The following is a 25,343-nucleotide window of genomic DNA, read 5'->3' as shown; positions in this document are numbered from 1 at the left end:
GCTGTGTGGACGGGTTTTTAATGTTTTGCGCTACTAAATGAGTGGGTATTATCACTTTGTGCTATTTAAACACTACGCACCGGCATAAAAATCCGGTGCGTAATTATCACTATACTAAATCAACTCGCAAACTGACGGAACAGGGCTTTGCCCTTTAGCAGCCGCGTGCCGAGCCAGCCTCCGCAGAGGGAAAGCAGCACAGCGCCGCACAGAGGCAGAGTCAACCAAAGACGCCAGTCAGGCTCCCACGGGAAGTCGAACACCTTTGTCTGCAGCACCGCCAGCGCCGTCTCTGCGCCAATGGCGGCCACCAGACCGGCCACCAGCCCCAGCAGCGCAAACTCGCTCCAGAGCGTCATTCGCAGCAGCCGCTTACCGGCCCCCAGCGTGCGGTAAACCACCAGTTCCTGATGGCGCTGGCGCATGCCCACCTGAACCTGGGCCAACAGCAACAGCACGCCGCAGATCGTCACCAGCACCACCATGACCTCCAGCGCGCGGCTCACCTGCTCCAGCACCTGCCCCACCTGTTTGAGGATCGCGCCGATATCCAGCAGGCTGACCGTCGGAAACTCCCGGTTGAGCTGGGTCAGCATGCCGTTGCCGTTTTCCCAGCGGAAGCTGGTCAGCCAGCTCTGTGGCTGCCCGTCCAGCGCCCCCGGCGGGAAGATAAAGAAGAAGTTGGGCCGCAGGCTTTCCCAGTCCACTTTACGCAGGCTGGTGACTTTCGCGGTGAAATCCTGGGTATCGCCGGTGAAGGTCACGCTGTCTCCCAGCTTCACGTTCAGGCGCGTCGCCAGCCCCTCCTCCATCGACACCTCTCCCGCTTTTGGCGGCCAGGTGCCGGCGGTTATCGGGTTGTGATCAGGGCGTTTATCCTGCCAGGTGAGGTTCAGCTCGCGGTTAAGCGACTCGTCCTTATTCCCCTCCGTTGGCTGGCCGTTGATCTGCGTCAGACGCGCGCGAACGATGGGATAGAACGATTCGGGGATGATGTGATGCTCCGCCAGGAAGCCCTTCAGCGGCGTAACCTGCTCAGGGGCGATATTGATCAGGAAATAGTTCGGGCTTTCCGGCGGAAGCTGCTGCTGCCAGCGGTCGAGCAGATCGCCGCGCAGCACCAGCAGCAGCGCCAGCAGCATAAACGACAGCGAGAACGCCGACAGCTGGCTGAGCGTAGACCAGGGCTGGTGCAGCAGACGGTTGACCGCCAGGCGCACGGGCAGGGATTTTACCGTCACCCTTTTCAGGAGGTTGAGCAGTATCCAGCCCAGCACGCCGCACAGCAGCGCCAGCACAACCGCCCCGGCCAGCACCGCCCACAGCAGCGTGCTGCCGCCCATCAGCCACGCCAGCAGCCCCACCGCCACCGCAATAATCACAGGAAGGTAGAACTTCAGCGGCCAGACGTTCGCCACCACATCGTTGCGAAGCACGCGCAGCGGCTGCGTGGCGAGCAGCAGGCGGTAGGGCCGAAGCCCCACCAGCACCGAGATCACCGTCATCGCGCCCATCGCCCACAGCCACGGCCAGAGGCTGGCCGGCGGCAAGGCGGCCGGGAGCACCGGTTTCAGCATCACCATCAGCAGTTTTTCAAACAGCATCCCGATTATTCCGCCGGTCAGCGCCGACAGGACCAGCAGCATCAGCCACTGGCCGACAATCAGCTTGCGCAGCTGCGCCCGGCCCGCCCCCAGGGTTTTGAGGATCGCCACCAGGTCGTAGCGGCTGCGGCAGTAGTGCCCCATCGCCACGGCCACCGCCGCCACCGCCAGCAGCAGGGTCAACAGGGCCGACAGCAGCAGGAACTGCTGAGAGCGCTCCAGAGATTTACCGAGCGCCCCCTCGTCCTGCTCCAGCCCGTACCAGCGGTGTTCCGGTTTGAGCTGCGGCAGAAGCCATTTTTCATACGCGTCAAGCTGGGCGGGCGTGCCGCCAAACTTATAGCGCCAGGTGACGCGGCTGCCCGGCTGTACCGCATGGGTGGCCGCGACATCCGCGGTGTTCATCAGCAGACGCGGCGCAAGCTGGAACGGGTTAAATCCGCCGTCGGGCTCCTGCACCACTTCCCCGGCGATTTTCAGCGTGGCGTCGCCGACGTCGATACTGTCGCCGGGTTTGAGGTTCAGCAGCGCCATCAGACGCGATGCCAGCAGCACCGTACCGGGCGTCGGCTTTAACCCCGGCGGACTGGTCTGTAAGTCACCGTACATCGGGTAGATATCATCGACGGCCTTGACGCTCGCCAGCTGCGGCATGTCGCCCGCGAAGGTCATGGTCTGGAAGGTGAGCTGCTCTCCCACCTTCAGCCCTTCTTTGCGCGCTGCTTCAATCCAGCCCGGCGGCACGGGGCGGGAGCTTTCCAGCGCCCTGTCCCCCGCCATAAACTCCCGGCTCTGCTGGCTGAGCCCTTTTTCCATGCGGTCGCTGACGCTGCCGAGCGCCAGCACGCAGGCCACCGCCAGGCTGAGCGCCAGCCAGACAATCAGCAGCGAGGGCGAGCGCCACTCGCGCCAGAACCAGCGGGTAATCATGCTTCCTCCTGCAGAACACCGTTCACCAGCCGCAGGCGACGGTCGCAGCGCGCCGCGAGCTGCGGATCGTGGGTGACGAGGATCAGCGTGGTGCCGTGCTCGCGGTTGAGCGAAAACAGCAGGTCGGCAATCCTGTCGCCGGTTTTACGGTCAAGGTTGCCGGTAGGCTCATCGGCAAACAGCACCTCAGGGCGGCCGTTAAACGCGCGGGCCAGCGCCACGCGCTGCTGCTCACCGCCGGAAAGCTGGGCGGGAAGATGGTCGAGACGTTTCCCCAGACCGAGCTGTTCCAGCAGCGCCTTCGCATGAGCGCGGCTTTCACGGCTGTTTTCACCGCGCAACAGCGCCGGGAGCTCGACGTTTTCCAGGGCGTTCAGGGTTGGGATCAGCATAAAGGACTGAAAGACAAAACCAACGTGACGCGCGCGCAGCACGGCCCGCGCCTCTTCATCAAGCTGATGCAGCGGCTGCCCGACAAGGTGGACCTCGCCGCTGCTGCCGTCGTCCAGACCGGCTAAAATCGCCAGCAGCGTGGACTTACCGGAACCGGATTCGCCAATCAGCGCGATGGTTTCAGCGCGTTTGACAACGAGTTCAACTCCAGTAAGGATGGAAAGCTCGTGTTCCCCCTGACCGACGGACTTCTTAAGATGATGAACTTCAACACTGTTTTCCGCTGGCATTTGCCCTTCCTGTTTTTGATTCTGATGACCTTCCGCGCGGCGGCAGCGGACACGTTACTGGTTCTCGGCGACAGCCTGAGCGCCGGCTATCGCATGGCGGCTGGCGCGGCCTGGCCCGCTCTGCTCAATGACAAATGGCAGAGCAAAACGCCTGTAATCAACGCCAGCATCAGCGGCGATACCTCACAGCAAGGTTTATCGCGCCTGCCTGCGCTGCTCAAACAGCATCAGCCGCGCTGGGTGCTGGTTGAGCTCGGCGGTAATGATGGCCTGCGCGGTTTCCAGCCACAGCAAACGGAGGATACGCTGCGCACCATTTTGCAGGAGATCAAGGCGGCAAACGCCCAGCCGCTGCTGATGCAAATTCGCCTGCCCGCCAACTACGGTCGTCGGTATAATGAGGCCTTTAGCGCGATCTACCCCAAGCTTGCCAAAGAGTTTGATATTCCGCTGCTGCCATTTTTCATGGAAGAGGTCTATCTCAAACCCCAGTGGATGCAAGACGACGGGATCCACCCCAATCGCGATGCGCAGCCGTTTATTGCCGACTGGATGGCAACGCGGCTGGCTCCTTTAGTTAAACATGACTCCTGATTAAGCGGAGATCCTGACAGGTAAAGTTATGCAAAAATCGGTCTTAATTACAGGATGTTCCAGTGGAATCGGTCTGGAAAGCGCGCTCGAATTGAAGCGCCAGGGGTTTCGGGTTCTGGCGGCCTGTCGCAAACCCGACGATGTCGAACGCATGAACGGGCTGGGCTTTACCGGCGTGCTGCTGGATATGGACTCGCCGGAGAGCGTTGACCGCGCCGCCGATGAGGTGATCGCCCTGACCGACAATCGTCTTTACGGCCTGTTTAATAATGCCGGTTACGGCGTGTATGGCCCGCTGGATACCCTCTCCCGCGAAACGCTGGAGAAGCAGTTTTCGACCAACTTTTTCGGCGTACATCAGCTCACCATGCGTCTGCTCCCCGCGATGCTGCCGCACGGTGAAGGGCGCATCGTGATGACGTCGTCGGTGATGGGGCTGATTTCCACCCCGGGCCGCGGCGCCTACGCCGCCAGTAAATATGCGCTGGAGGCCTGGTCCGACGCCCTGCGCATGGAGCTACGCCACAGCGGCATAAAGGTCAGCCTGATTGAACCCGGCCCGATCCGCACCCGCTTTACCGAAAACGTTAACCAGACGCAGGCGGATAAACCGGTCGAGAACCCCGGCATCGCCGCACGTTTTACCCTCGGGCCCGAGGCGGTGGTGGCCAAAGTGCGCCATGCTTTTGAGAGTGAACATCCCAAAATGCGCTATCCGGTGACGCTGGTCACCCACGCCGTCGGCTGGTTAAAACGCCTGCTGCCGGGCCGGATAATGGACAAAATTTTACACGGTTGAGTTGAAGCGCTGACGCGCATCCCCATGTAAAGAACAAACCGACAAAAGAGAAAGCCGCATGTCCGTACAGAATATCGTCAATATCACAGAAGCTAACCTGCAACAGACCCTTGAACAGTCGATGACCAAACCGGTCCTGTTCTACTTCTGGTCTGAACGTAGCCAACACTGTCTGCAGCTGACGCCGGTGCTGGAAAGCCTTGCCGCCCAGTACAACGGTCAGTTCATTCTCGCGAAGCTGGACTGTGACGCCGAGCCGATGGTCGCGTCTCAGTTTGGTCTGCGCGCCATTCCTACCGTCTATCTGTTCCAGAACGGCCAGCCTGTTGATGGCTTCCAGGGGCCGCAGCCGGAAGAGGCTATCCGCGCCCTGCTGGATAAGGTGCTGCCGCGCGAAGAAGAGCTGAAAGCGCAGGAAGGCATGGCGCTGATGCAGGAAGGCAAATACGACGAGGCGCTGCCGCTGCTGAAAGAGGCGTGGCAGCTGTCAAAACAGAACAGCCAGATTGGCCTGCTGCTGGCGGAGACGCAGATCGCCCTGCATCGCTCAGAGGACGCGGAGGCCGTACTTAAGACGGTTCCGCTGCAGGATCAGGACACCCGCTATCAGGGGCTGGTTGCACAGATTGAGCTGCTGAAGCAGGCGGCGGATACCCCGGAAATTCAACAGCTGCAGCAGCAGGTTGCCGACAATCCGGCGGATGCCGCGCTGGCAAGCCAGCTTGCGCTGCAGCTGCATCAGGTGGGGCGTAACGAAGAGGCGCTTGAGCTGCTCTTCAGCCATCTGCAAAAAGATTTAGCCGCCGCAGACGGTCAGGCGCGCAAGATGTTCCAGGAGATCCTGGCCGCGCTGGGCACCGGCGACGCGCTGGCGTCGAAGTATCGTCGTCAGCTTTACGCGCTGTTGTATTGATAAAAAAGCCCGGTGACGGCTTCGCCTTACCGGGCCTACAAAGACGATGTTACCCCGTCTTTTTCAACTGCGTCACCACCAGCTGGTGGCGCGCGTTGTAGAACTTCCGATAGGTCAGGTAGCAGGCAATGATGGTCGACAGGCTTGCCGTGGAAAGCAGCATAAACGTCACCATGATCTGATACTTAATCGCTTTTACCGGATCGATACCGGCAAAAATCAGCCCCGACATCATGCCCGGCAGGCTCACCAGCCCCACCGTTTTGGCGGAATCTACCGTTGGAATCAGCGATGAACGAATGCTCTCGCGAATCAGCCGCGCCGAGGCCACTTTTGGCGTTGCCCCCAGGCTTAGTTTCTCCTGCAGCTGCTGCTGTTCGCTGCTGAAACGCTGGCCGAGGTTGTTATAACAGAGCCCAACGGCCACCATCGCGTTCCCCGCAATCATCCCGGAAATAGGGATGACCTGCATCGGCGTAAACTCAATCGAGCCGGAGAGCACCAGCACCGCCAGCGTGAGCGCCGTTCCGGTGGTAATCGCGATAAACGATGAGACAAACGCCTTATCAATGTATTTACTGCGCTTTTGTGCATTCCACGCCGCGTTAAAGCAGATAAAGAGCACCATCAGCAGCGTCAGCACCGCGTGGTTAACGTTGAAGATATACTTCAGCACATAGCCGACGATGATGAGCTGAATCACCGCGCGGCAGATACTCCACACGATATCTTTTTCCAGCCCCAGCTTTTCCCGGTAGCTGACCACAATCGCAATCAGCACCAGCACCATCGAAAAGGCCAGCGATTCGTTCGTAATGTTATGCTCACCCACGGTTTGCCTCCTGCATTTTCCCGCCGTGCGGCTGGAGCGTGATTACGTCATCCGCATGGGTTATTTCGTTAGCGTCGTGCGTCACCCACAGCACGGCAATGTTCTGCTCCCGGGCGTAACGATGAATAATCTCGTTAACGTTGCGCTTGTTGACGTCATCGAGCGCGCTGGTGATTTCGTCCAGCAACAACACCTTCGGTAAAAACTGCAGATTGCGGATCAGCGAGACCCGCTGCTTTTCTCCGCCCGACAGCGCGTTGATGGATTTGCTCAGCGTCTCCTGCGCCAGGCCAAAGCGGGCCAGATCGTGGATAAACTTTTCCGGCTCCGGCGTTTTATTGCGGATTTGCCACGGAAAAATCAGGTTGTCATAGACCGTATCGCCAAAAAGCACGGGCGTTTGCACGCAGTACGAGACCTGCTGGCGATAGCTTTCCGGAGAAAGCGAGGCGATATCTTCGCCTTCAAACAGAATGGCTCCTTCCGTCGGGCTGAGGAGTGACGCCACAATCTTCAGCAGCGTGCTTTTCCCACAGCCTGAGGGGCCCGTGATTAATTTAAACTCGCCCGGCGACAGGCGAAACCCGACGTGCTGCAGGATCGTGTTTTCCCCGACTCGAAATCCGACATCCCTGAGCAGTAATACGTTTTTTTTATCGTTCATTGCGCTTCCGTTGACCGCTTTTTGTCATAACCGTCTGTAGCATAATCCTTTCGCCCGCGCAGCGCGAATAGCCTCACGCTGAAGCAAGTGTTAAGCTTTTTGTTTGTAAATTGTCACCACCATCACTACAGGAAGTATGCAGCATGGCACATATTTTTTATGAGTTTCCCTCCCTGAAGCCTGGTGTTCCTGATGTCGAAACATTAATGGACGTCATCAAATCGTCGGAACGCACGCGTTTTGTGATGGGTGAAGAGGTGGTCGATTTTGTTAAGAAGGCGCTCATCGTGAACACCACGATCGGCAGCTTCAAAAATTGCTATTTTGCCTTCGACAACGGGACACACTTCCTTGAATTTGACGGTAAAGGCAAATCAAAACGCTTCAATGAGGTGCCGGACTGGTTCGTCTCTCCGGCGGAATTTTCGCGCACCCAGTGGCTTATCAACCACAATCTTGCGGATGTGAAAGCCACACAGTTCATTGACGTCCTGATGTCCTACCCGCTGAAAGCGCGCCGCGCGCACTGCAATTTGCTGTTCGGACTGGAGCTGGAAAAGGTGAACGCGGTTCCGGCCACGGCGTCAGCGGCAGGTAAAATCGGCAATAAAAACGGTAAAACCACCAAGCCCCGCGTCACCGATCTGGGCTCGTTCGAGCTGTTCAGCCAGTTCTTTGCGCGCATGAAAACCGCCGTGCAGGCCGATGAGTTCCCTACTCTGCAGATCCTGACGGGCATGGATAACCTGGCAAAAGCGCCGCATAATTTAAAGCAGGGCATCAGAACCTGGTTTAAAGCCATCGCGGGCGACCTTCCGCCGAATAACAAACGCGTTGAGGCGGGAAATGCCGTTCTGTTCTGCGCCCCCCTTCGCGAACAGATCCAGCGTATCGAAGCGCGGGGGCTGGAGCATTACTACCAGGGATTATCCAAAGCCATTGCCGAAGCGGGTAATGGCTTCATCTCTGACTTTACCTATACTTACGAGCAATAAATACACACTTTCACTCATCACGGCATGCAAAACAGGAGGTTTTTATGCTTATCGTTGTTCCCGTCCTTATTTTCGTTGCGCTGGTTATCGTGGGCGCTGGCGTCAAAATTGTCCCTCAGGGTTATCAGTGGACCGTCGAGCGTTTCGGCCGTTACACCAACACGCTCCAGCCCGGCTTAAGCCTGATTGTCCCGTTCATGGACAGGATAGGCCGCAAGATCAACATGATGGAGCAGGTTCTGGACATTCCGTCCCAGGAAGTGATCTCCAAGGATAACGCCAACGTCACCATCGACGCCGTCTGTTTTATTCAGGTGATTGATGCGCCGAAGGCGGCCTATGAGGTCAGCAACCTGGAGCTGGCGATCGTCAACCTGACGATGACCAACATCCGTACCGTACTCGGCTCGATGGAGCTGGACGAAATGCTTTCCCAGCGTGACAGCATTAACACCCGCCTGCTGCACATTGTCGATGAGGCCACCAACCCGTGGGGGATCAAAGTCACCCGCATCGAGATCCGCGACGTGCGCCCGCCGGCGGAGCTGATTGCCTCCATGAACGCCCAGATGAAAGCCGAGCGAACCAAGCGCGCCTACATTCTGGAAGCCGAAGGGGTACGCCAGGCGGAGATCCTCAAAGCGGAAGGGGAAAAACAGTCGCAGATCCTGAAAGCGGAAGGCGACCGTCAGTCCGCGTTCTTACAGGCGGAAGCGCGTGAACGTTCCGCCGAAGCGGAAGCCCGCGCGACCCAGATGGTGTCCGAGGCGATTGCCGCCGGTGATATTCAGGCCGTGAACTACTTCGTTGCGCAAAAATATACCGATGCGCTGAAAGAGATCGGCTCGGCGAACAACAGCAAAGTGGTGATGATGCCGCTGGATGCCAGCAGCCTGATGGGCTCTATCGCGGGGATCGCCGAACTGATCAAGGACAGCGGAAACGAGCGTAAAAAATGATTGAGCTCATCGTTGCACATCCTCATGCCTTCTGGCTAAGTCTCGGTGGCTTATTGCTGGCAGCGGAGATGCTGGGCGGCAACGGCTACCTGCTCTGGAGCGGTGTTGCCGCCGTCATTACCGGTCTTCTGGTCTGGATCCTTCCCCTGGACTGGGCGTGGCAGGGGGCGCTGTTTGCCGCGCTGACGCTGGTGGCCGCCTGGCTGTGGTGGCGCTGGCTTAACCGGCGGGTTAACGAGCAGAAACCGGTGGACGCCCACCTTAACCAGCGCGGACAGCAGATTGTCGGCAAGCGTTTTACCCTCGACACCGCACTGGTGAACGGACGCGGGCACATGCGCGTAGGCGACAGCTCGTGGCCGGTGGTGGCCGACGATGACCTCAGCGCCGGCACGCGGGTTGAAGTCATTGCGGTGGAAGGCATTACCCTGCGGGTAAAAGCCTGTTAAGCGTGGGTTTTGCGGTGGCAGCAGCCGGCAAGATTATCAATAATCGGGCAGTCGGCGCTGTCATCCCCCGGACAGGAGTCCGCGAGCTGCAGCAGCTGTTCGCGCATCGCCTGCAGTTCGACGATGTGGCGTTCAATTTCGGCCACCTTTTCCAGGGTGCGTTTTTTCACGTCCGCGCTGTGACGCTTAGGATCGTTGAACAGGTTAACCAGCTCGCCGCACTCTTCCAGATTAAACCCGACCTGTCTTGCCTGGCGCAGCAGCGTCAGCTCATCGAGATGCAGCTGCGTGTAGCTGCGGTAGCCGTTTTCACTGCGCAGCGGCGGCGTTACCAGCCCCTTCTCTTCATAAAAGCGGATCGCTTTGCTGGTTAAGCCGGTTTTTTTTGCCACGTCACTGATATTCACATTTCCCCCTTGACCTTCCCCTTGATGGAAGGTTTAACCTTCATAACAGTTAGCGAAAAGCGTTACTCCGGTCAACAACTGACCAATATATTATACGGGAGTTTTGTTATGTCTCACACTATCGACCTGACGCTGGACGGCCTCTCCTGCGGCCACTGCGTCAAACGCGTTAAAGAAAGCCTGGAACAGCGTCCTGACGTTGAAAGCGCTGAAGTGACTATCGACCATGCCGCCGTGACCGGCAGCGCCAGCGCGGACGCGCTGATTGATACCATTAAACAGGCCGGTTACGGGGCGGAGTTAAGCCACCCAAAGGCTAAACCGCTGGCAGAGTCATCATCCCCGTCGGAAGCACTGACAGCGGCCACTCCTGAGCTTCCGGCAGCGGATGATATTGATGACAGCCAACAGCTGCTGATCAACGGCATGAGCTGCGCCAGCTGCGTCTCCCGGGTACAAAACGCCCTGCAGGCGGTCCCGGGCGTCGCGCAGGCACGGGTCAATCTCGCGGAGCGCACTGCGCTGGTAATGGGCAGCGCCTCCGCCGCAGAGCTAGTGCAGGCCGTTGAGAAAGCGGGCTACGGCGCGGAGGCCATCGAAGATGATGCCGAACGCCGCGAGCGCCAGCAGGAAACGGCTATCGCCACCATGAAGCGCTTCCGCTGGCAGGCCATCGTTGCCCTGCTGGTGGGTATTCCGGTGATGGTGTGGGGCATGCTCGGCGACAACATGATGGTCACCGACGACAACCGCACCCTGTGGCTGGTGATTGGTCTGATTACCCTTGCGGTGATGGTGTTTGCAGGCGGGCATTTCTATACCAGCGCCTGGAAGAGCCTGAAAAACCGCACCGCGACGATGGATACCCTGGTCGCCCTCGGGACCGGCGCGGCATGGCTCTATTCCATGAGCGTGAACGTCTGGCCACAGTGGTTCCCGATGGAAGCGCGGCATCTCTATTATGAAGCGAGTGCGATGATTATCGGCCTGATTAACTTAGGCCATATGCTGGAAGCTCGCGCCCGTCAGCGTTCCTCGAAAGCGCTGGAACGATTGCTCGATTTAACCCCGCCGACGGCCCGCGTGGTCACGGACGAGGGGGAAAAGAGCGTCCCGCTGGCCGAGGTTCAGCCCGGCATGACGCTGCGTCTGACCACCGGCGACCGCGTTCCCGTTGACGGCAAGATAACCCAGGGCGAAGCCTGGCTGGATGAAGCGATGCTGACCGGGGAACCGATCCCCCAGCAGAAATCCGACGGCGACGCCGTGCATGCCGGTACGGTCGTGCAGGACGGCAGCGTGCTGTTCACCGCCAGCGCCGTCGGCAGCCACACCACGCTGTCGCGTATTATCCGCATGGTGCGCCAGGCCCAGAGCAGCAAGCCGGAGATTGGCCAGCTTGCTGACAAAATCTCGGCCATTTTTGTGCCGGTGGTGGTCGGCATTGCCCTGCTAAGCGCGGCGATCTGGTACTTCTTCGGCCCCGCGCCGCAGATTGTGTATACCCTGGTGATCGCCACCACGGTGCTGATCATCGCCTGTCCTTGCGCCCTTGGCCTGGCGACGCCGATGTCGATTATCTCCGGCGTAGGGCGCGCGGCCGAATTTGGCGTGCTGGTGCGGGACGCGGACGCGCTGCAGCGGGCCAGCACGCTCGACACGCTGGTGTTTGATAAAACCGGCACGCTGACGGAAGGTAAACCGCAGGTGGTCGCCGTCACGACCGCAGGCATTGCCGAAGAGGAGGCGCTGCGTCTCGCCGCCGCGCTGGAGCAAGGCTCAAGCCATCCGCTGGCGCGCGCTATTCTCGATAAAGCCAATGCGTCTGCCCTGCCGCAGGTGAGCAATTTCCGCACCCTGCGCGGGCTCGGCGTGAGCGGTGAGGCAGAAGGCCATGCGCTGCTGCTGGGCAACCAGGCGTTGCTCAATGAAAACGGTATTGATACCGCCGCGCTGGAAAACGAGCTGAAGGCGCGGGCGTCTCAGGGCGCTACCCCGGTTCTGCTGGCGGTGGACGGCAAAGCTGCCGCGCTGCTGGCCGTGCGCGATCCGCTTCGCCAGGACAGCGTGGATGCCTTACAGCGCCTGCACCGTGCGGGCTACCGTCTGGTGATGCTGACCGGCGATAACCCGACCACCGCCAACGCCATCGCGAAAGAAGCCGGTATTGATGAGGTGATTGCGGGCGTACTGCCGGACGGCAAAGCCGACGCCATTAAAAACCTGCAACGCCAGGGCCGTCAGGTGGCAATGGTCGGCGACGGCATCAACGATGCCCCGGCGCTGGCCCAGGCGGATGTGGGGATCGCGATGGGCGGCGGCAGCGACGTGGCCATCGAAACCGCGGCCATCACGCTGATGCGCCACAGCCTGATGGGCGTGGCCGATGCGCTGGCCATTTCGAAAGCCACGCTGCGCAACATGAAGCAGAACCTGCTGGGGGCGTTCGTCTATAACACCCTCGGGATCCCAATCGCGGCCGGTATTTTGTGGCCGCTGACCGGTACGCTGCTGAACCCGGTGGTCGCGGGCGCGGCGATGGCGCTCTCCTCCATCACCGTGGTCAGCAACGCCAACCGGCTGTTGCGGTTTAAACCGAAGGATTGAACCTTGTACCCGTACGCGCTAGCATGAACCTTTCCGTTTATGGAGCGCGTATGGGTCTGTTTCATCGTATAAAAACATCGTTTCGCGCCCTTTTCCCTCGCCGTTACGCCTGGCCCGGTCTGGATATCTCGCTTCCCGGCGGGCAACACCTGCACCTGGTCGGCAGTATCCATATGGGCACGCAGGGTATGTCACCTCTGCCGCCCGGTCTGATAAAGCGCCTGAAGCGCGCCGACGCGCTGGTCGTCGAGGCGGACATCTCGGGCCATGAGTCACCGTTTGCCGGGCTTGAAAGCGATCTCCCGCTGGCGGAACGTCTGAATGAGGCCCAGCTCGCGGAACTGACGCGCGTCGCCGAGGAAACCGGCGTATCGCTCTCCATGATTGACACCCTGCCGCTGTGGCAAATCGCAATGGTATTACAGGCCACGCAGGCCCAGCGTCTGGGGCTGCGGGGTGATTACGGCATTGATTACCAGCTGCTGAACGTGGCGCGTGCCCGCCGTATGCCGATCATCGAACTGGAAGGTACGGACAGCCAGATTGCGCTTCTGCGACAGCTTCCCGACGACGGTCTGATGCTGCTGGATGATACCCTCACCCACTGGCACACCAACGCACGCCTGCTGCAGACTATGATTGGCTGGTGGCTGGATGCACCGCCCGCGGACGGCAGGCTGGCGCTACCGTCGACGTTCAGTGAATCGCTGTATGATGTGCTGATGAATGCGCGTAACAAAGCCTGGCGAGAGACGCTGCATGCTCTGCCAGCGGGGGAATACGTGGTGGCGGTTGGGGCGTTACATTTATACGGCGAAGGGAATTTGCCGTCGTTGCTGAAATAAAAAAATGGCCAATATCTCTATTGGCCCGTCAAAGAGGAATTTCATCGTTTTTATTATACCGAAGTGACCTTCGGCTGAGCCGATTGTCGCTCAAAGTGACCATCACTGCCAACACTATTGCGCAAGATGGTGCTATTTTTTAGACAAACGTCAGGCGTATGCTGGCTGCATGAATTGTCTGTCGTAAGAAGGATAGCTATGACTCCCGCCGTTAAATTACTCGAAAAAAACAACATTTCTTTCCGGATCCACACCTACGATCACGATCCGAATGAAACCAACTTTGGTGATGAAGTGGTGCGTAAGCTGGGGCTAAACGCGGACCAGGTTTATAAAACGCTGCTGGTGGCGGTGAATGGCGATATGAAGCATCTCGCCGTGGCGGTGACTCCCGTGGCGGGACAGCTGGATCTTAAGAAAGTCGCCAAAGCGCTGGGGGCGAAGAAGGTGGATATGGCGGATCCGATGGTGGCGCAGCGCACCACGGGCTACCTGGTGGGCGGCATCAGCCCGCTCGGGCAGAAAAAACGCCTGCCGACGCTGATCGATGCCCCTTCACAGGAATTTGAGACCATCTATATTTCCGGCGGCAAGCGCGGGCTGGATATTGAGCTGGCCGCGGGCGACCTGGCGAAAATGCTGGACGCGAAGTTTGCGGATATTGCGCGACGGGAGTAAAAAAGCCGGGTGGCGGCTACGCCTTACCCGGCCTACATTTTGCACCCGTAGGCCCGGTAAGCGCAGCGCCACCGGGCAACACAACCGCACTACTGCCAGCTCACCTCGCCTTTCGGCTCATACGCATTCACGTCAATCGGCGAATTCTGCTCGATATACTGCTTCAGCACTTCTGCATCGATAAAGCCGGTGTTCACGTAGCCCGGTTTATTATCAATATGCGGATAGCCGTCGCCGCCGGTGGCGTTAAAGCTTAACGTCGCCAGACGGTACGTTTTCGCCGGGTCAACCGGTTCGCCTTTGATCTTCAGGTCGTTAAGCTTGCCGTCTTTCGCTACGAAGCTCACGTTGGCAAACTGCGGATAGGCCCCGGAATCCGGCTTCATCTGCGCCACGGCGGTCAGGTAGTCAATGACCTCTTTCCCGCTCATGTCGGCATAAACCACCACGTTACCGAACGGCTGCACCTTCAGGACGTCTTTATAGGTGATGTTTCCACCTTCGATGGAATCACGAATGCCGCCGCCGCTCATCACGCCAAAATCAGCCCCGGTGCGCGCCATTTGCGCCGCCAGCACCAGGTGGCCCATGTTGGTCTGCACGAAGCGAACTTTGCTGCGGTCCCCCTCCAGACGACCGTTCAGCGTACCGATTTTCACGTCCAGCTGCGCCTTGCCTTTGTTCTGGAACGGCGTCAGCAGGGAGAGCATCTGCTGGTTTTCTGGAATCTCTGGGGTGTAAAGTACGCGCTCGCTTTTCCCGTCCGGGTAGGTGACCTTCTTCTTCAGGTTGACCGGAATGAGCTGATAGTGCACCAGCTTCATCTCGCCGTTACGGAACTCGAAGTCCGCCCGGCCTACGTATTTGCCCCACTCGTGCGCCTGCACAATCCAGATACCGTTCTGACGGTCTGGCGCACACGGCGTGCCCGGCACGTAGTCCACCTGCTTTTTATTCTCCGACGCCATGCACACCGGATCCTGTGAGTGACCACCCACAATCATCGCCAGCGAGCCCGCCGGCAGGCTGCGCGCCATTTCCACGTCACCGGGCGCGTTAGAGCCGTGCTCACCGTTGTCGTAGTGCCCCATGTGCGTGGTGGCGATAATCACGTCCGGCTTTTCGTTTTGCTGCAGCTCCTGAATCACCAGCTTCGCTTCGTCTGCCGGTTTGCGGAATTCGATATCGGTGAAGAACTCAGGGTTGCCAATTTTCGCCGTATCGTCGGTGGTTAAGCCGATGACCGCGATCTTCAGATCCTGACGCTTAAACAGCGCCCACGGCTTAAACAGGCGTTCGCCGGTGCTTTTCTGGTAAATGTTGGCGGAGAGGAACGGGAATTTGGCCCACTTCTCCTGCTGACGCAGGACGCTCAGCGGATTATCAAACTCATGGTTACCGACGGCCATCGCGTCGTAGCCAATCAGGTTCATGCCGCGAAAGTCGGGCTCGGCGTCCTGTAAATCGGATTCCGGCACGCCGGTATTGATATCGCCTCCCGACAGCAGCAGCACGCTGCCGCCCTGGGCTGCCACCTCTTTACGAATGCCGTCCACCAGCGTTTTTTGCGCCGACAGGCCATATTCGCCGTATTCACTGCGCCAGAAATGACCGTGGTGATCGTTGGTATGCAGAATGGTGATTTTATAGGTTTTGTCTTTTTCATACGCCTGCACGGGCAGGCTTACCAGCCCCCACGCCGCGATGAGCGCCAGCGCGACGCCCCGCTTCATTAACTTCATCTTCTCTCTCCCTGACCAATAGACAAAGGCAGAAATTACAGTGACTAATAAGAATAGACAAATAAGTTTTCAGAATTGCGACTTTCTTCAAATGTCCCGGGCGGGTATGTTAGTCGGATAATAATTACACCCTGCATCGCTAATAACTCAAGACGTGGTAATTCTCTCTATGGCAATCAGTGACTCAACCCAGCCCGTTCCGGGTGCGCCGACGTCGCGCACCTCCTTTAAAGTATTAGGCGCAATCAGTCTCTCGCACCTGCTCAACGACATGATCCAGTCGTTGATTCTGGCTATTTATCCGCTGCTGCAGTCCGAGTTTTCACTCACCTTCGTGCAGATTGGGATGATCACCCTGACCTTCCAGCTGGCTTCCTCGCTGCTGCAGCCGGTGGTGGGCTACTGGACGGACAAATACCCGATGCCGTGGTCGCTGCCCATCGGCATGTGCTTTACCCTAAGCGGGCTGGTGCTGCTGGCCATGGCCGGAAGTTTTGAAGCCGTGCTGATTGCCGCCGCGCTGGTAGGCACCGGCTCGTCCGTTTTCCATCCGGAGTCTTCCCGCGTGGCGCGTATGGCGTCCGGCGGTCGTCATGGCCTGGCGCAGTCCCTGTTCCAGGTGGGCGGTAACTTTGGTAGCTCTCTCGGCCCGCTGCTGGCCGCGGTTATTATTGCCCCTTACGGTAAAGGCAACGTGGCGTGGTTTGTGCTGGCCGCGCTGCTGGCGATTATCGTGCTGGCGCAGATTAGCCGCTGGTACGCCGCACAGCATCGGGTGAATAAAGGAAAACCTAAAGCGAAGGTTATCAATCCCCTGCCGCGCAATAAGGTTATCCTGGCGGTTGCCGTCCTGCTGGTGCTGATTTTCTCGAAATACTTCTATATGGCGAGCATCAGCAGCTATTACACCTTTTATCTGATGCAAAAATTCGGATTATCGGTACAAAACGCGCAGATCCACCTGTTTGCCTTCCTGTTCGCGGTGGCCGCAGGGACGGTAATTGGCGGGCCGGTGGGCGATAAGATTGGCCGTAAATATGTCATTTGGGGCTCTATCCTCGGCGTAGCGCCTTTTACCCTCATTTTGCCGTACGCCAGCCTTGAATGGACGGGGATTTTGACCGTGATTATTGGTTTTATTCTCGCCTCCGCGTTTTCCGCCATTCTGGTCTATGCCCAGGAGCTGCTGCCCGGACGTATCGGTATGGTTTCCGGACTGTTTTTCGGTTTCGCCTTCGGCATGGGCGGGCTGGGTGCAGCGGTGTTAGGGATGGTTGCGGATCACACCAGCATCTTCCTGGTTTATAAAATCTGCGCTTTCCTGCCACTTCTTGGCATGTTGACCATATTCCTGCCTGATAACCGTCATAAAGCGTGAATTACGGGTAGCTAAACTTATGCTTTAGCTACCTGATACCCTTATACCATAAGGGTTTCCTCTTCATCCCCGCGCTGAATTTATCAAAATGCGCTTTTTTACATGCATATTGCTGTTTTATTCAAACTTCAACAATTATTCATAAACATAAGGGTAAAAATTGTCATAAACTATTACCTGGTTTTTTGGTATTCACGCCAAAAATGGAACACTCACCACGAAAGGAGACGGAATGCACCACGCCACACCGCTTATCACCACCATTGTTGGTGGACTTGTGCTCGCTTTTATTCTCGGCATGATTGCCAATAAGCTGCGTATTTCTCCTCTTGTCGGCTATCTGCTGGCAGGTGTGCTGGCGGGACCGTTTACGCCAGGTTTTGTTGCGGATACCAAACTGGCCCCTGAGCTGGCGGAATTGGGCGTGATTCTGCTGATGTTCGGCGTCGGCCTGCACTTCTCCCTGAAGGATTTGATGGCGGTAAAGTCGATTGCCATACCGGGAGCGATCGCCCAGATAGGGGTGGCGACGCTGCTTGGGATGGCGCTTTCGGCCGTGCTGGGCTGGTCGCTGATGACCGGTATCGTATTTGGGCTGTGTCTTTCAACCGCCAGTACCGTGGTGCTGCTGCGCGCGCTTGAGGAGAGACAGCTGATAGACAGCCAGCGCGGGCAGATCGCGATAGGCTGGCTGATTGTGGAAGATCTGGTGATGGTCCTGACGCTGGTGCTGCTGCCCGCCGTCGCCGGCATGATGGAAAAAGACAATATCGGCTTCGCCTCGCTGGCGCTGGATATGAGCATCACCATCGGGAAGGTGGTGGCGTTTATCGCCATCATGATGCTGGTGGGTCGCCGTCTGGTGCCGTGGATCATGTCCCGAAGTGCGGCGACCGGATCCCGCGAGCTGTTTACCCTCTCCGTGCTGGCGCTGGCGCTCGGTATCGCCTTTGGCGCCGTTGAGCTGTTTGATGTCTCCTTCGCGCTGGGCGCGTTCTTCGCCGGGATGGTGCTGAACGAATCCGAGCTCAGCCACCGCGCCGCACACGACACCCTGCCGCTGCGCGACGCCTTTGCCGTGCTGTTCTTCGTCTCCGTCGGGATGCTGTTTGACCCGCTTATTCTGATTCAGCAGCCGCTGGCCGTGCTGGGCACGCTGGCGATCATCATCTTTGGTAAGTCGCTCGCCGCCTTCTTCCTGGTGCGAATGTTCGGCCACTCTCCGCGGACGGCGCTGACCATTGCCTCCAGCCTGGCGCAAATTGGCGAGTTCGCCTTTATTCTGGCAGGTCTGGGTATGGCCCTGAATCTGCTGCCGCAGGCCGGACAAAACTTGGTGCTGGCGGGGGCGATCCTGTCAATTATGCTGAACCCGGTCCTGTTTGCCCTGCTGGAAAAATACCTCGATAAAACCGAAACGCTGGAAGAGCAGACGCTGGAAGAGGCCATCGAAGAAGAGAAGCAGATCCCGGTCGATATTTGCAATCACGCCCTGCTGGTCGGCTTTGGCCGCGTCGGCAGCCTGCTTGGCGAGAAGCTGATGGCGCAGGGCATTCCGCTGGTGGTAATTGAAACGTCACGCACCCGCGTTGACGAGCTGCGCGAGCGCGGTATTCGTGCGGTGCTGGGCAATGCGGCGAACGAAGAGATCATGGAGCTGGCGCATCTGGACTGCGCCCGCTGGCTGCTGCTGACCATTCCCAACGGCTATGAGGCGGGTGAGATTGTCGCCTCCGCGCGCGCGAAGTGTCCAAACATTGAGATTATCGCCCGGGCGCACTACGACGACGAGGTAGATTACATTACCGAGCGCGGTGCGGATAAGGTGGTGATGGGCGAGCGCGAGATTGCGAATACGATGCTGACGCTGCTGGAAAAACCGCCGGTTGAAGAGGCGGTGACGGGGTAAGTTTTGAGCGGCCTGATGCCCTCACCCTGGCCCTCTCCCACAGGGAGAGGGAACAAACACTAAAAACGGCAACCACAGGTTGCCGTTTTGCTTTTACCTGTCCCAGTACGCCTCTTCGAGGCTGTCTTCCCGTTCCGGCAGGCCACGCGTTAAGCGCGGTGAGTGCTGGTTCAGCACCTGATAGCTTACGCGGTTGGCGTACTTGCATACCTGCGCCAGCGACGAATAGGTCAGCCAGCTGAACTTGTGCTTGCTGGAATTTGGCACGTTGGTTTTGTGGTAGGCGTTAGCGGTGATGTCGTGCAGCAGCGCGGCCAGCGCGCCGTCGCCCGCGCCGTTGGTGTTCATGATCTTCTCCGGCCCGCCCATGTAAGGGGCGATGTGCGAGTAGATACGCAGCGGATTAACACAGTCTTTAAAACGCATGCCGCGGCTGAACTCGTACTGGTTGAACTCGGCAATCGCGCCGGGCAGCAGCGGGTGCTGGGTTTTGCGCTTGCTCTCTTCTTCGGTGAAGCCAGCCATGTACAGCCCAACCGGACCCGCGGTGCAGAGTACCAGATCCACCCAGTCCAGCGCTTTGTCAGACGCCAGCAGCGGATCGCTTTCACCGGTCAGCGCTTCGGCCTCCTCTTCGTTCATCGCCAGAATCGAGACGTGCTCTTTCAGGAACGCCTGCCACCATTCCGGGTTATCGGCAATCACGAATTTGGTGCCCAGCGTCAGAACGACCGGCACGTCGTACTTCTTCGCATACTCAATCGCCTTCATGGTCGCTTCCGGCATCGGCTCGCCCGGCTTGCAGCGCACCAGGTAGGAGGTCAGCACCAGCGCCGAGGCGCCCGCGATCACCTCTTCGGGAATGCTGTCCGCGCGCAGCTTGTTCATGTGGCCCGGGCTGATGGCAAAGGTCCGCTCGCCGGATTCACCGATCAGCGTAAAGCAGCGGCCAATCGGGCCGTCGACGCCCTGGAGATAGTTCAGATCGGTACGGCTGGAGGTGTTGCACAGGTAGCGATAGGCGTAGCCACCGATTTCAATGTTGCTGCACATCACGCCGAGCAGGACAGAGCGATCGTCCGCCAGCACGGAGTAGTTGTGCATGGTGTTGCCGATGGTGCCGCCGGCGAACTGATGGGTAATCAGGTTTTCGCGCACCAGCTCCTGGTACAGCGCTTCGGCAACGTCATCTTCAATCACCAGCGAGTGACCGGCGCTCAGACCGTAACGGGCGACAAACGCATCATCCACTTTCGCTTCAATGTCCACCAGCGTCTGGTCGATACCGACGACCCACGCCGCGCTGGTTTCATTTTCTGGCTGGATTTGCTGCAGGAGCGGATCGCGGGCATCCACGGGGAAGTAGTGTTTGGATTTGCGTTTACCGGGAAATTTCATGGTCTGAACTGTACGAAGAATATGGGCCGGGAATGGTAGCACAAACCCGGCCCGGAGTGCGATCAGCGACCGTTCGTTACCAGCGAGACCATCATGTCGATATGCTCAGGGGAGTCGTTAAGCGCCGGAATGTACTCGTACTTTTCGCCGCCAGCCTCCAGGAAAAATTCCCGGTTTTGCACCGCGATCTCCTCCAGCGTCTCCAGACAGTCTGCCGAGAAGCCCGGCGACATCACCTGAATGTGCTTCACGCCCTTCTCACCCAGCATTTTGAGGGTTTCATCGGTGTATGGCGTCAGCCACGGCTCGCGGCCGAAGCGCGACTGGAAGGTCATCATCACCTTCTCCGGCGGCAGGCCGAGGGCGGAAACCAGCTCGCGGGTGGTATCGCGGCAGCGCTGCGGGTAATCATCCCCTTCATTGGCGAAACGCTGCGGGATGCCGTGATAGGAGAGCAGCAGCAGATCCGGCTCGCCGTGTTTTTCAAACGACGCGCGCGCGCTGTTGGCGAGCGCCTTGATGTACAGCTCGTTATCCGCGTAGTCGCGAATAAAGGTCACGCCCGGAATGCGGCGGCGGGTCGCCAGAATGCGCGCCAGCTCGTCCCAGACGGCGGCCACCGTCGAGCAGGAGTACTGCGGGTAGAGCGCCAGCACCACGATATGGTCCACGCCCTGCGCCAGCAGCGAGTCCACCGCGCTTTCCAGTGACGGTTTGCCGTAGCTCATGCCGAGCGCGACGGGCATCTCCGGCAGGCGGGCGGCCAGCGCCTTCTCCTGACGACGGCTGTAGACCATCAGCGGCGAGCCCTCTTCCATCCACACGGACTGATAGAGTTTGGCGACGCGCGGAGAACGGATCGGCAGAATGACGCCACGCAGCAGCGGCCACCACAGCAGTCGCGGAAAATCCACGACGCGCGTGTCGCTTAAAAATTGTCGCAGGTAGCGTTTTACCGCGTCTGATGTAGGTGCTTCTGGAGTGCCCAGATTGGCAAGCAGGATGCCGGTTTTCGCCTGACTCATTCACGCCTCTTAACCATTTGAATGGTTATCAATTGTAGCGGAAATGCGTTTAAACGAAACCCATTGCTGTAATAGGTAAGATGAGAATTTTTCTCACCCGGTGGCCCGGGTGAGAGAGATGCGATTAGCCGAGGATTTTTTCCAGCTCAGCACGCACGTCAGCCACGGCTTTGGTGCCGTCAACTTTGGCGTATTTGGTGTTACCCGCCTGCGCTTCTTTGGTGTAGTAGCCGATCAGCGGCGCAGTCATCTGATGGTATTCCACCAGGCGCTTACGCACGGTCTCTTCCTGATCGTCTTTACGGGTGGTCAGCTCTTCGCCGGTCACGTCGTCTTTGCCTTCAACCTTAGGCGGGTTGAATTTGATGTGGTAAACGCGGCCAGAGGCAGCGTGTACGCGACGGCCAACGATGCGGTCAACGATCAGCTCGTCCGGTACGTCGAACTCCAGAACGTAGTCCACGTTGATGCCCGCTTCCTTCATGGCGTCAGCCTGAGGAATGGTGCGTGGGAAACCGTCCAGCAGGAAACCGTTACGGCAGTCTTCCTGAGCAATGCGCTCTTTGACCAGAGCAATCACCAGCTCGTCGGTCACCAGCTTGCCTGCGTCCATGATGTCTTTCGCCTGTTTACCCAGCTCGGAGCCAGATTTAACAGCGGCGCGCAGCATATCACCGGTGGAGATTTGCGGAATACCGTATTTCTCCATGATGAACTGAGCCTGAGTTCCTTTACCCGCGCCCGGAGCGCCAAGCAGAATAATACGCATTGCGAAAATCCCCTCAAAAGTCGTTTCAATTTTTCAAAAGCGCTAAACAATACCACCAGAACGGGCATCGCTCAAGGAAGGCAGGAAGGCTGAAACGGTTAATGGGGGGAGATAATTTGGGATAGTGCGGTCTGGTGCCCTCACCCTGGCCCTCTCCCTCGGGGAGAGGGAGAAGACCAGGAGAGGCGTGGTCAGTTACGCCAGCAGCAGCGCATTCACACGTTTAATGAAGAGGTTAGGATCTTCCAGCGTGCCGCGTTCGGCCAGCAGGGACTGATCCAGCAGGAGTTCAACCCACTCGGCAAAGCGGGCGTCGTCCTGGGTATCCGCCGCGCGTTTCACCAGCGGGTGATCCGGATTAAGCTCAAAGATATATTTCACTTCCGGTACCGCCTGGCCCGCCGCGGCGAACAGCTTCGCCATCTGGGTGCTCATTTCGTCGGCATCGGTGGTGACAATGGCCGGAGTGTCGGTCAGACGATGCGTGAAGCGCACCTCTTTCACGCGGTCGCCCAGCAGGGTTTTCACGCGCTCAATGAACGGCTCCAGCGCCTTCTCGGCTTCTTTCGCATTTTCATCCACTTCATCTGCCAGCTTGTCGATGGACTCATCGGCTTTGGCAACGGACTGGAACGCCTTACCGTCGAACTCGGTCAGGTAGTTCATCATCCACTCGTCGATGCGGTCGGAAAGCAGCAGCACTTCGATGCCTTTCTTACGCAGCAGCTCCAGGTGCGGGCTGCTCTTCGCCGCGGCGTAGCTGTCGGCGGTGATGTAGTAGATCTTCTCCTGCCCTTCTTTCATGCGGGAGATGTACTCTTCCAGCGACACGGTCTGCGCGGAGGAGTCGGTGTGCGTAGAAGCAAAGCGCAGCAGTTTGGCGATGGTTTCAACGTTCGCCATGTCTTCAGCCGGGCCTTCTTTCAGCACCAGACCGAACTGTTTCCAGAAGGTCTGGTATTTTTCCGCATCGTCTTTCGCCAGTTTTTCCAGCATCTGCAGCGCACGTTTGGTCAGGGCGTTGCGCAGGTTACGGGTGACGGTGCTGTCCTGCAGAATTTCGCGGGAGACGTTCAGCGGCAGATCGTTGGAATCGATCAGGCCGCGCACAAAGCGCAGGTAGTTCGGCATGAACTGCTCGGCGTCGTCCATGATGAACACGCGCTGCACGTACAGCTTCAGGCCATGCTTGTGATCGCGGTTCCACATGTCCCACGGCGCCTGTGCCGGGATGTACAGCAGGCTGGTGTACTCCTGCTTACCTTCCACACGGTTGTGGCTCCAGGTCAGCGGGTCGGTAAAGTCGTGGGCGATGTGCTTGTAGAATTCGTTGTACTCGTCGTCTTTAATCTCAGACTTGTTGCGCGTCCACAGCGCCTGCGCCTTGTTGATTTTCTCCCAGGAAACCACGGTTTCACCGTCTTTCTCTTCCTGTTTTTCAATCTCTACCGGCAGCGCGATGTGATCGGAGTACTTGCTGATGATGGAGCGCACGCGCCAGTCGTTCAGGAAATCATCTTCCCCTTCACGCAGGTGCAGGATGATTTCGGTGCCGCGGTCCGCTTTGGTGATGTCATCAACGGTGTATTCGCCTTCCCCTTTGGATTCCCACAGCACGCCGTTCTCGGCGCTGTCGCCCGCCGCACGGGTGCGCACGGTGACTTTGTCCGCCACGATGAACGCCGAGTAGAAACCGACGCCGAACTGGCCGATCAGCTGGCTGTCTTTCGCCTGGTCAGAGCCCATGGACTCCAGGAACGCCTTGGTGCCGGATTTCGCGATGGTCCCGAGGTGGTCGATCACCTCGTCGCGGTTCATCCCGATGCCGTTATCGGCGATGGTCAGGGTGCGGTTCTCTTTATTAAACGAGACGCGCACGCGCAGCTCGCCGTCGCCTTCGTACAGATCCGGGTTAGACAGCGCGCGGAAGCGCAGCTTGTCCGCCGCATCCGAGGCGTTGGAAATCAGCTCACGCAGGAAAATTTCTTTGTTGGAATACAGGGAATGGATCATCAGGTGCAGAAGCTGTTTTACTTCTGACTGGAAACCACGGGTTTCTTGTCCTTTCATCTATGTCGACCTCAACAATGCCATTTAATGGGGTTTTAAAACGTTGAGGGAGAGATGGGGATACGGGGGGAAATTTTCAAGCGGAGGCGGCGCGCGCAGCCTCCGTTTGGTCAGAAAATAATCTTGTGACGTCCGGCCAGAGAGTGCGACAGCGTGGTGCCGTCGACCATCTCCAGCTCGCCGCCGACCGGCACGCCGTGGGCGATGCGGCTGGCGTCAACGCCATACTGCGAGCACAGTTCGGCGATGTAGTTGGCGGTTGCCTCCCCTTCCACCGTGGGGTTGGTGGCGAGGATCACCTCTTTGATGGTTTCGGACTCGAGACGCTGTTCAAGGCGGTCAAGACCGATATCGTCCGGGCCGATGCCGTCCAGCGGGGACAGATGCCCCATCAGCACGAAGTAGCGCCCGGAAAACTGCCCGGTTTGTTCGATGGCGTAGATGTCCGCCGGACTCTCCACCACGCAAATCTGACCGTTTTCCTGACGACGCGGGTTCGTACAGATGTTACACACGTCCTGCTCGGTAAAGGTGCGGCAATCCGCACAGTGACCAATTTCTGACATGGCGCGGGTCAGAGCCTGCGCCAGGCGCATCCCGCCGCTGCGGTCGCGCTGCAATAGCGTAAACGCCATGCGCTGCGCCGACTTCGGGCCAACGCCCGGCAGGCAGCGCAGTGCTTCCATTAACTGCGTGAGCAGCGGACTGGTTTGCATCAGAACGGCATCTTGAAGCCAGGCGGCAGCTGCATGCCGCTGGAAACGGAGGCCATTTTCTCTTTCTGGGTTTCGTCGATACGGCGAGCGGCATCGTTAAAGGCGGCTGCAACCAGATCTTCCAGCATCTCTTTGTCGTCTTCGAGCAAGCTCGGGTCGATTTCCACGCGACGGCAGTTGTGCGCACCGTTGATGGTCACCTTGACCAGACCGGCACCGGACTCACCCGTGACTTCCAGCTGAGCGATCTCTTCCTGCATCTTCTGCATTTTTTCCTGCATCTGCTGAGCCTGCTTCATCAGGCCACCCAGACCGCCTTTTCCACCAAACATAGGCTTCTCTCTTCTTTCACGTTTAAGGATTACAACCGTAAGTCA

The 25,343-nt window shown here is 58.5% G+C and carries 23 protein-coding genes; 11 read left to right on the top strand and 12 right to left on the bottom strand.

Going from position 1 to position 25,343, the window contains the following annotated elements; genetic code table 11:
- Positions 1–119 precede the first annotated feature (119 nt).
- Both ybbP and ybbA read right to left on the bottom strand, forming a co-directional pair.
- Positions 120–2,534, bottom strand: coding sequence for a putative ABC transporter permease subunit YbbP (gene ybbP / locus ACOTXI_RS13650; protein WP_058655049.1), 2,415 nt, complete (start codon positions 2,532–2,534; stop codon positions 120–122).
- Positions 2,531–3,217: a putative ABC transporter ATP-binding protein YbbA gene (gene ybbA / locus ACOTXI_RS13645; RefSeq protein ID WP_058655100.1), complete on the bottom strand. Its 687-nt coding sequence runs from the start codon at positions 3,215–3,217 to the stop codon at positions 2,531–2,533. The genes ybbP and ybbA overlap by 4 nt, the downstream gene beginning before the upstream one ends.
- Here ybbA and tesA point away from each other — a divergent pair.
- Genes tesA through ACOTXI_RS13630 form a run of 3 tightly spaced genes read left to right on the top strand, consistent with a single transcriptional unit; the run spans position 3,185 to position 5,523 of the window.
- Complete coding sequence (tesA, locus tag ACOTXI_RS13640) at positions 3,185–3,811, top strand: multifunctional acyl-CoA thioesterase I/protease I/lysophospholipase L1 (protein WP_122008371.1); 627 nt, start codon at positions 3,185–3,187, stop codon at positions 3,809–3,811. The two genes, ybbA and tesA, sit on opposite strands and share 33 nt — an antisense overlap.
- 28 nt (positions 3,812–3,839) lie before the next feature.
- Complete coding sequence (locus ACOTXI_RS13635; RefSeq protein ID WP_058655050.1) at positions 3,840–4,610, top strand: SDR family oxidoreductase; 771 nt, start codon at positions 3,840–3,842, stop codon at positions 4,608–4,610.
- Positions 4,611–4,668: 58 nt separating this feature from the next.
- Positions 4,669–5,523, top strand: a complete 855-nt coding sequence (locus tag ACOTXI_RS13630) for a co-chaperone YbbN (RefSeq protein ID WP_023293125.1) — start codon at positions 4,669–4,671, stop codon at positions 5,521–5,523.
- A 49-nt stretch (positions 5,524–5,572) separates the two neighbouring features.
- On the opposite strand, the gene fetB is transcribed toward ACOTXI_RS13630, so the two are convergent.
- Positions 5,573–6,355: an iron efflux ABC transporter permease subunit FetB gene (gene fetB, locus ACOTXI_RS13625; protein ID WP_023293126.1), complete on the bottom strand. Its 783-nt coding sequence runs from the start codon at positions 6,353–6,355 to the stop codon at positions 5,573–5,575.
- Positions 6,348–7,019, bottom strand: a complete 672-nt coding sequence (gene fetA, locus ACOTXI_RS13620) for an iron efflux ABC transporter ATP-binding subunit FetA (protein ID WP_058655051.1) — start codon at positions 7,017–7,019, stop codon at positions 6,348–6,350. The genes fetB and fetA overlap by 8 nt, the downstream gene beginning before the upstream one ends.
- A 143-nt stretch (positions 7,020–7,162) precedes the next feature.
- Between fetA and ACOTXI_RS13615 the strand changes: the two genes are divergently transcribed.
- From ACOTXI_RS13615 to ACOTXI_RS13605, 3 genes are read left to right on the top strand one after another with little or no spacing between them, the layout of a single operon-like run.
- Entirely contained in the window at positions 7,163–8,014 is an 852-nt protein-coding gene (locus ACOTXI_RS13615; protein WP_058655052.1) for a hypothetical protein, read from the top strand.
- A gap of 44 nt (positions 8,015–8,058) precedes the next feature.
- Positions 8,059–8,973 (top strand): SPFH domain-containing protein, encoded by a 915-nt coding sequence (locus ACOTXI_RS13610; RefSeq protein ID WP_008499312.1) that lies wholly within the window; start codon positions 8,059–8,061, stop codon positions 8,971–8,973.
- Positions 8,970–9,422, top strand: coding sequence for an NfeD family protein (locus ACOTXI_RS13605; protein ID WP_008499311.1), 453 nt, complete (start codon positions 8,970–8,972; stop codon positions 9,420–9,422). The genes ACOTXI_RS13610 and ACOTXI_RS13605 overlap by 4 nt, the downstream gene beginning before the upstream one ends.
- Here ACOTXI_RS13605 and cueR read toward each other — a convergent pair.
- Positions 9,419–9,829 (bottom strand): Cu(I)-responsive transcriptional regulator, encoded by a 411-nt coding sequence (gene cueR / locus ACOTXI_RS13600; protein WP_021241620.1) that lies wholly within the window; start codon positions 9,827–9,829, stop codon positions 9,419–9,421. The two genes, ACOTXI_RS13605 and cueR, sit on opposite strands and share 4 nt — an antisense overlap.
- Before the next feature lie 108 nt (positions 9,830–9,937).
- On the opposite strand from cueR, the gene copA reads away from it, so the two are divergent.
- The 3 genes from copA (at position 9,938) to ybaK (ending at position 13,959) form a co-directional block, all read left to right on the top strand.
- Positions 9,938–12,436, top strand: coding sequence for a copper-exporting P-type ATPase CopA (gene copA, locus ACOTXI_RS13595; RefSeq protein ID WP_058655053.1), 2,499 nt, complete (start codon positions 9,938–9,940; stop codon positions 12,434–12,436).
- A gap of 50 nt (positions 12,437–12,486) precedes the next feature.
- On the top strand, positions 12,487–13,281 hold the full coding sequence (locus ACOTXI_RS13590) for a TraB/GumN family protein (RefSeq protein WP_008499308.1): 795 nt from the start codon (positions 12,487–12,489) through the stop codon (positions 13,279–13,281).
- Between the two features lie 198 nt (positions 13,282–13,479).
- Positions 13,480–13,959, top strand: coding sequence for a Cys-tRNA(Pro)/Cys-tRNA(Cys) deacylase YbaK (ybaK, locus tag ACOTXI_RS13585; RefSeq protein ID WP_008499307.1), 480 nt, complete (start codon positions 13,480–13,482; stop codon positions 13,957–13,959).
- Between the two features lie 89 nt (positions 13,960–14,048).
- Here ybaK and ushA read toward each other — a convergent pair whose 3' ends face one another.
- Positions 14,049–15,701: a bifunctional UDP-sugar hydrolase/5'-nucleotidase UshA gene (gene ushA / locus ACOTXI_RS13580; RefSeq protein ID WP_023326816.1), complete on the bottom strand. Its 1,653-nt coding sequence runs from the start codon at positions 15,699–15,701 to the stop codon at positions 14,049–14,051.
- Positions 15,702–15,870: 169 nt separating this feature from the next.
- Between ushA and ACOTXI_RS13575 the strand changes: the two genes are divergently transcribed.
- Together ACOTXI_RS13575 and ybaL are read left to right on the top strand one after the other, a co-directional pair.
- Positions 15,871–17,079 (top strand): MFS transporter, encoded by a 1,209-nt coding sequence (locus ACOTXI_RS13575; protein ID WP_023326815.1) that lies wholly within the window; start codon positions 15,871–15,873, stop codon positions 17,077–17,079.
- 232 nt (positions 17,080–17,311) lie between these two features.
- Positions 17,312–18,988: a YbaL family putative K(+) efflux transporter gene (gene ybaL / locus ACOTXI_RS13570; protein ID WP_058655054.1), complete on the top strand. Its 1,677-nt coding sequence runs from the start codon at positions 17,312–17,314 to the stop codon at positions 18,986–18,988.
- Between the two features lie 93 nt (positions 18,989–19,081).
- Here the strand turns inward: ybaL and ACOTXI_RS13565 are convergent, their stop codons facing one another.
- The 6 genes from ACOTXI_RS13565 to ACOTXI_RS13540 all read right to left on the bottom strand — a co-directional run bounded on the left by ACOTXI_RS13565 (position 19,082) and on the right by ACOTXI_RS13540 (position 25,298).
- Positions 19,082–20,386 carry an inosine/guanosine kinase gene (locus ACOTXI_RS13565; protein ID WP_021241626.1) on the bottom strand — a complete coding sequence of 435 codons (1,305 nt, stop codon included), beginning with the start codon at positions 20,384–20,386 and terminating at the stop codon, positions 19,082–19,084.
- Positions 20,387–20,448: 62 nt separating this feature from the next.
- Positions 20,449–21,411, bottom strand: coding sequence for a ferrochelatase (gene hemH, locus ACOTXI_RS13560; protein ID WP_023343508.1), 963 nt, complete (start codon positions 21,409–21,411; stop codon positions 20,449–20,451).
- Between the two features lie 124 nt (positions 21,412–21,535).
- A complete protein-coding gene (gene adk / locus ACOTXI_RS13555) occupies positions 21,536–22,180 on the bottom strand; it encodes an adenylate kinase (protein ID WP_006809841.1) in 645 nt (214 codons plus the stop codon).
- A gap of 195 nt (positions 22,181–22,375) precedes the next feature.
- Entirely contained in the window at positions 22,376–24,250 is a 1,875-nt protein-coding gene (htpG, locus tag ACOTXI_RS13550) for a molecular chaperone HtpG (protein WP_058655055.1), read from the bottom strand.
- Between the two features lie 110 nt (positions 24,251–24,360).
- On the bottom strand, positions 24,361–24,966 hold the full coding sequence (recR, locus tag ACOTXI_RS13545; protein ID WP_008499298.1) for a recombination mediator RecR: 606 nt from the start codon (positions 24,964–24,966) through the stop codon (positions 24,361–24,363).
- Positions 24,966–25,298, bottom strand: coding sequence for a YbaB/EbfC family nucleoid-associated protein (locus ACOTXI_RS13540; RefSeq protein WP_003858972.1), 333 nt, complete (start codon positions 25,296–25,298; stop codon positions 24,966–24,968). The genes recR and ACOTXI_RS13540 overlap by 1 nt, the downstream gene beginning before the upstream one ends.
- Between the last annotated feature and the right edge of the window lie 45 nt (positions 25,299–25,343).

Origin of the sequence: Enterobacter cloacae complex sp. BZL2005 (assembly GCF_049238885.1) — a bacterium.
Lineage (GTDB): Bacteria > Pseudomonadota > Gammaproteobacteria > Enterobacterales > Enterobacteriaceae > Enterobacter > Enterobacter roggenkampii.
Note: the sequence above shows the minus strand (reverse complement) of the source record. Positions and strands in the feature narration are given on the sequence as shown.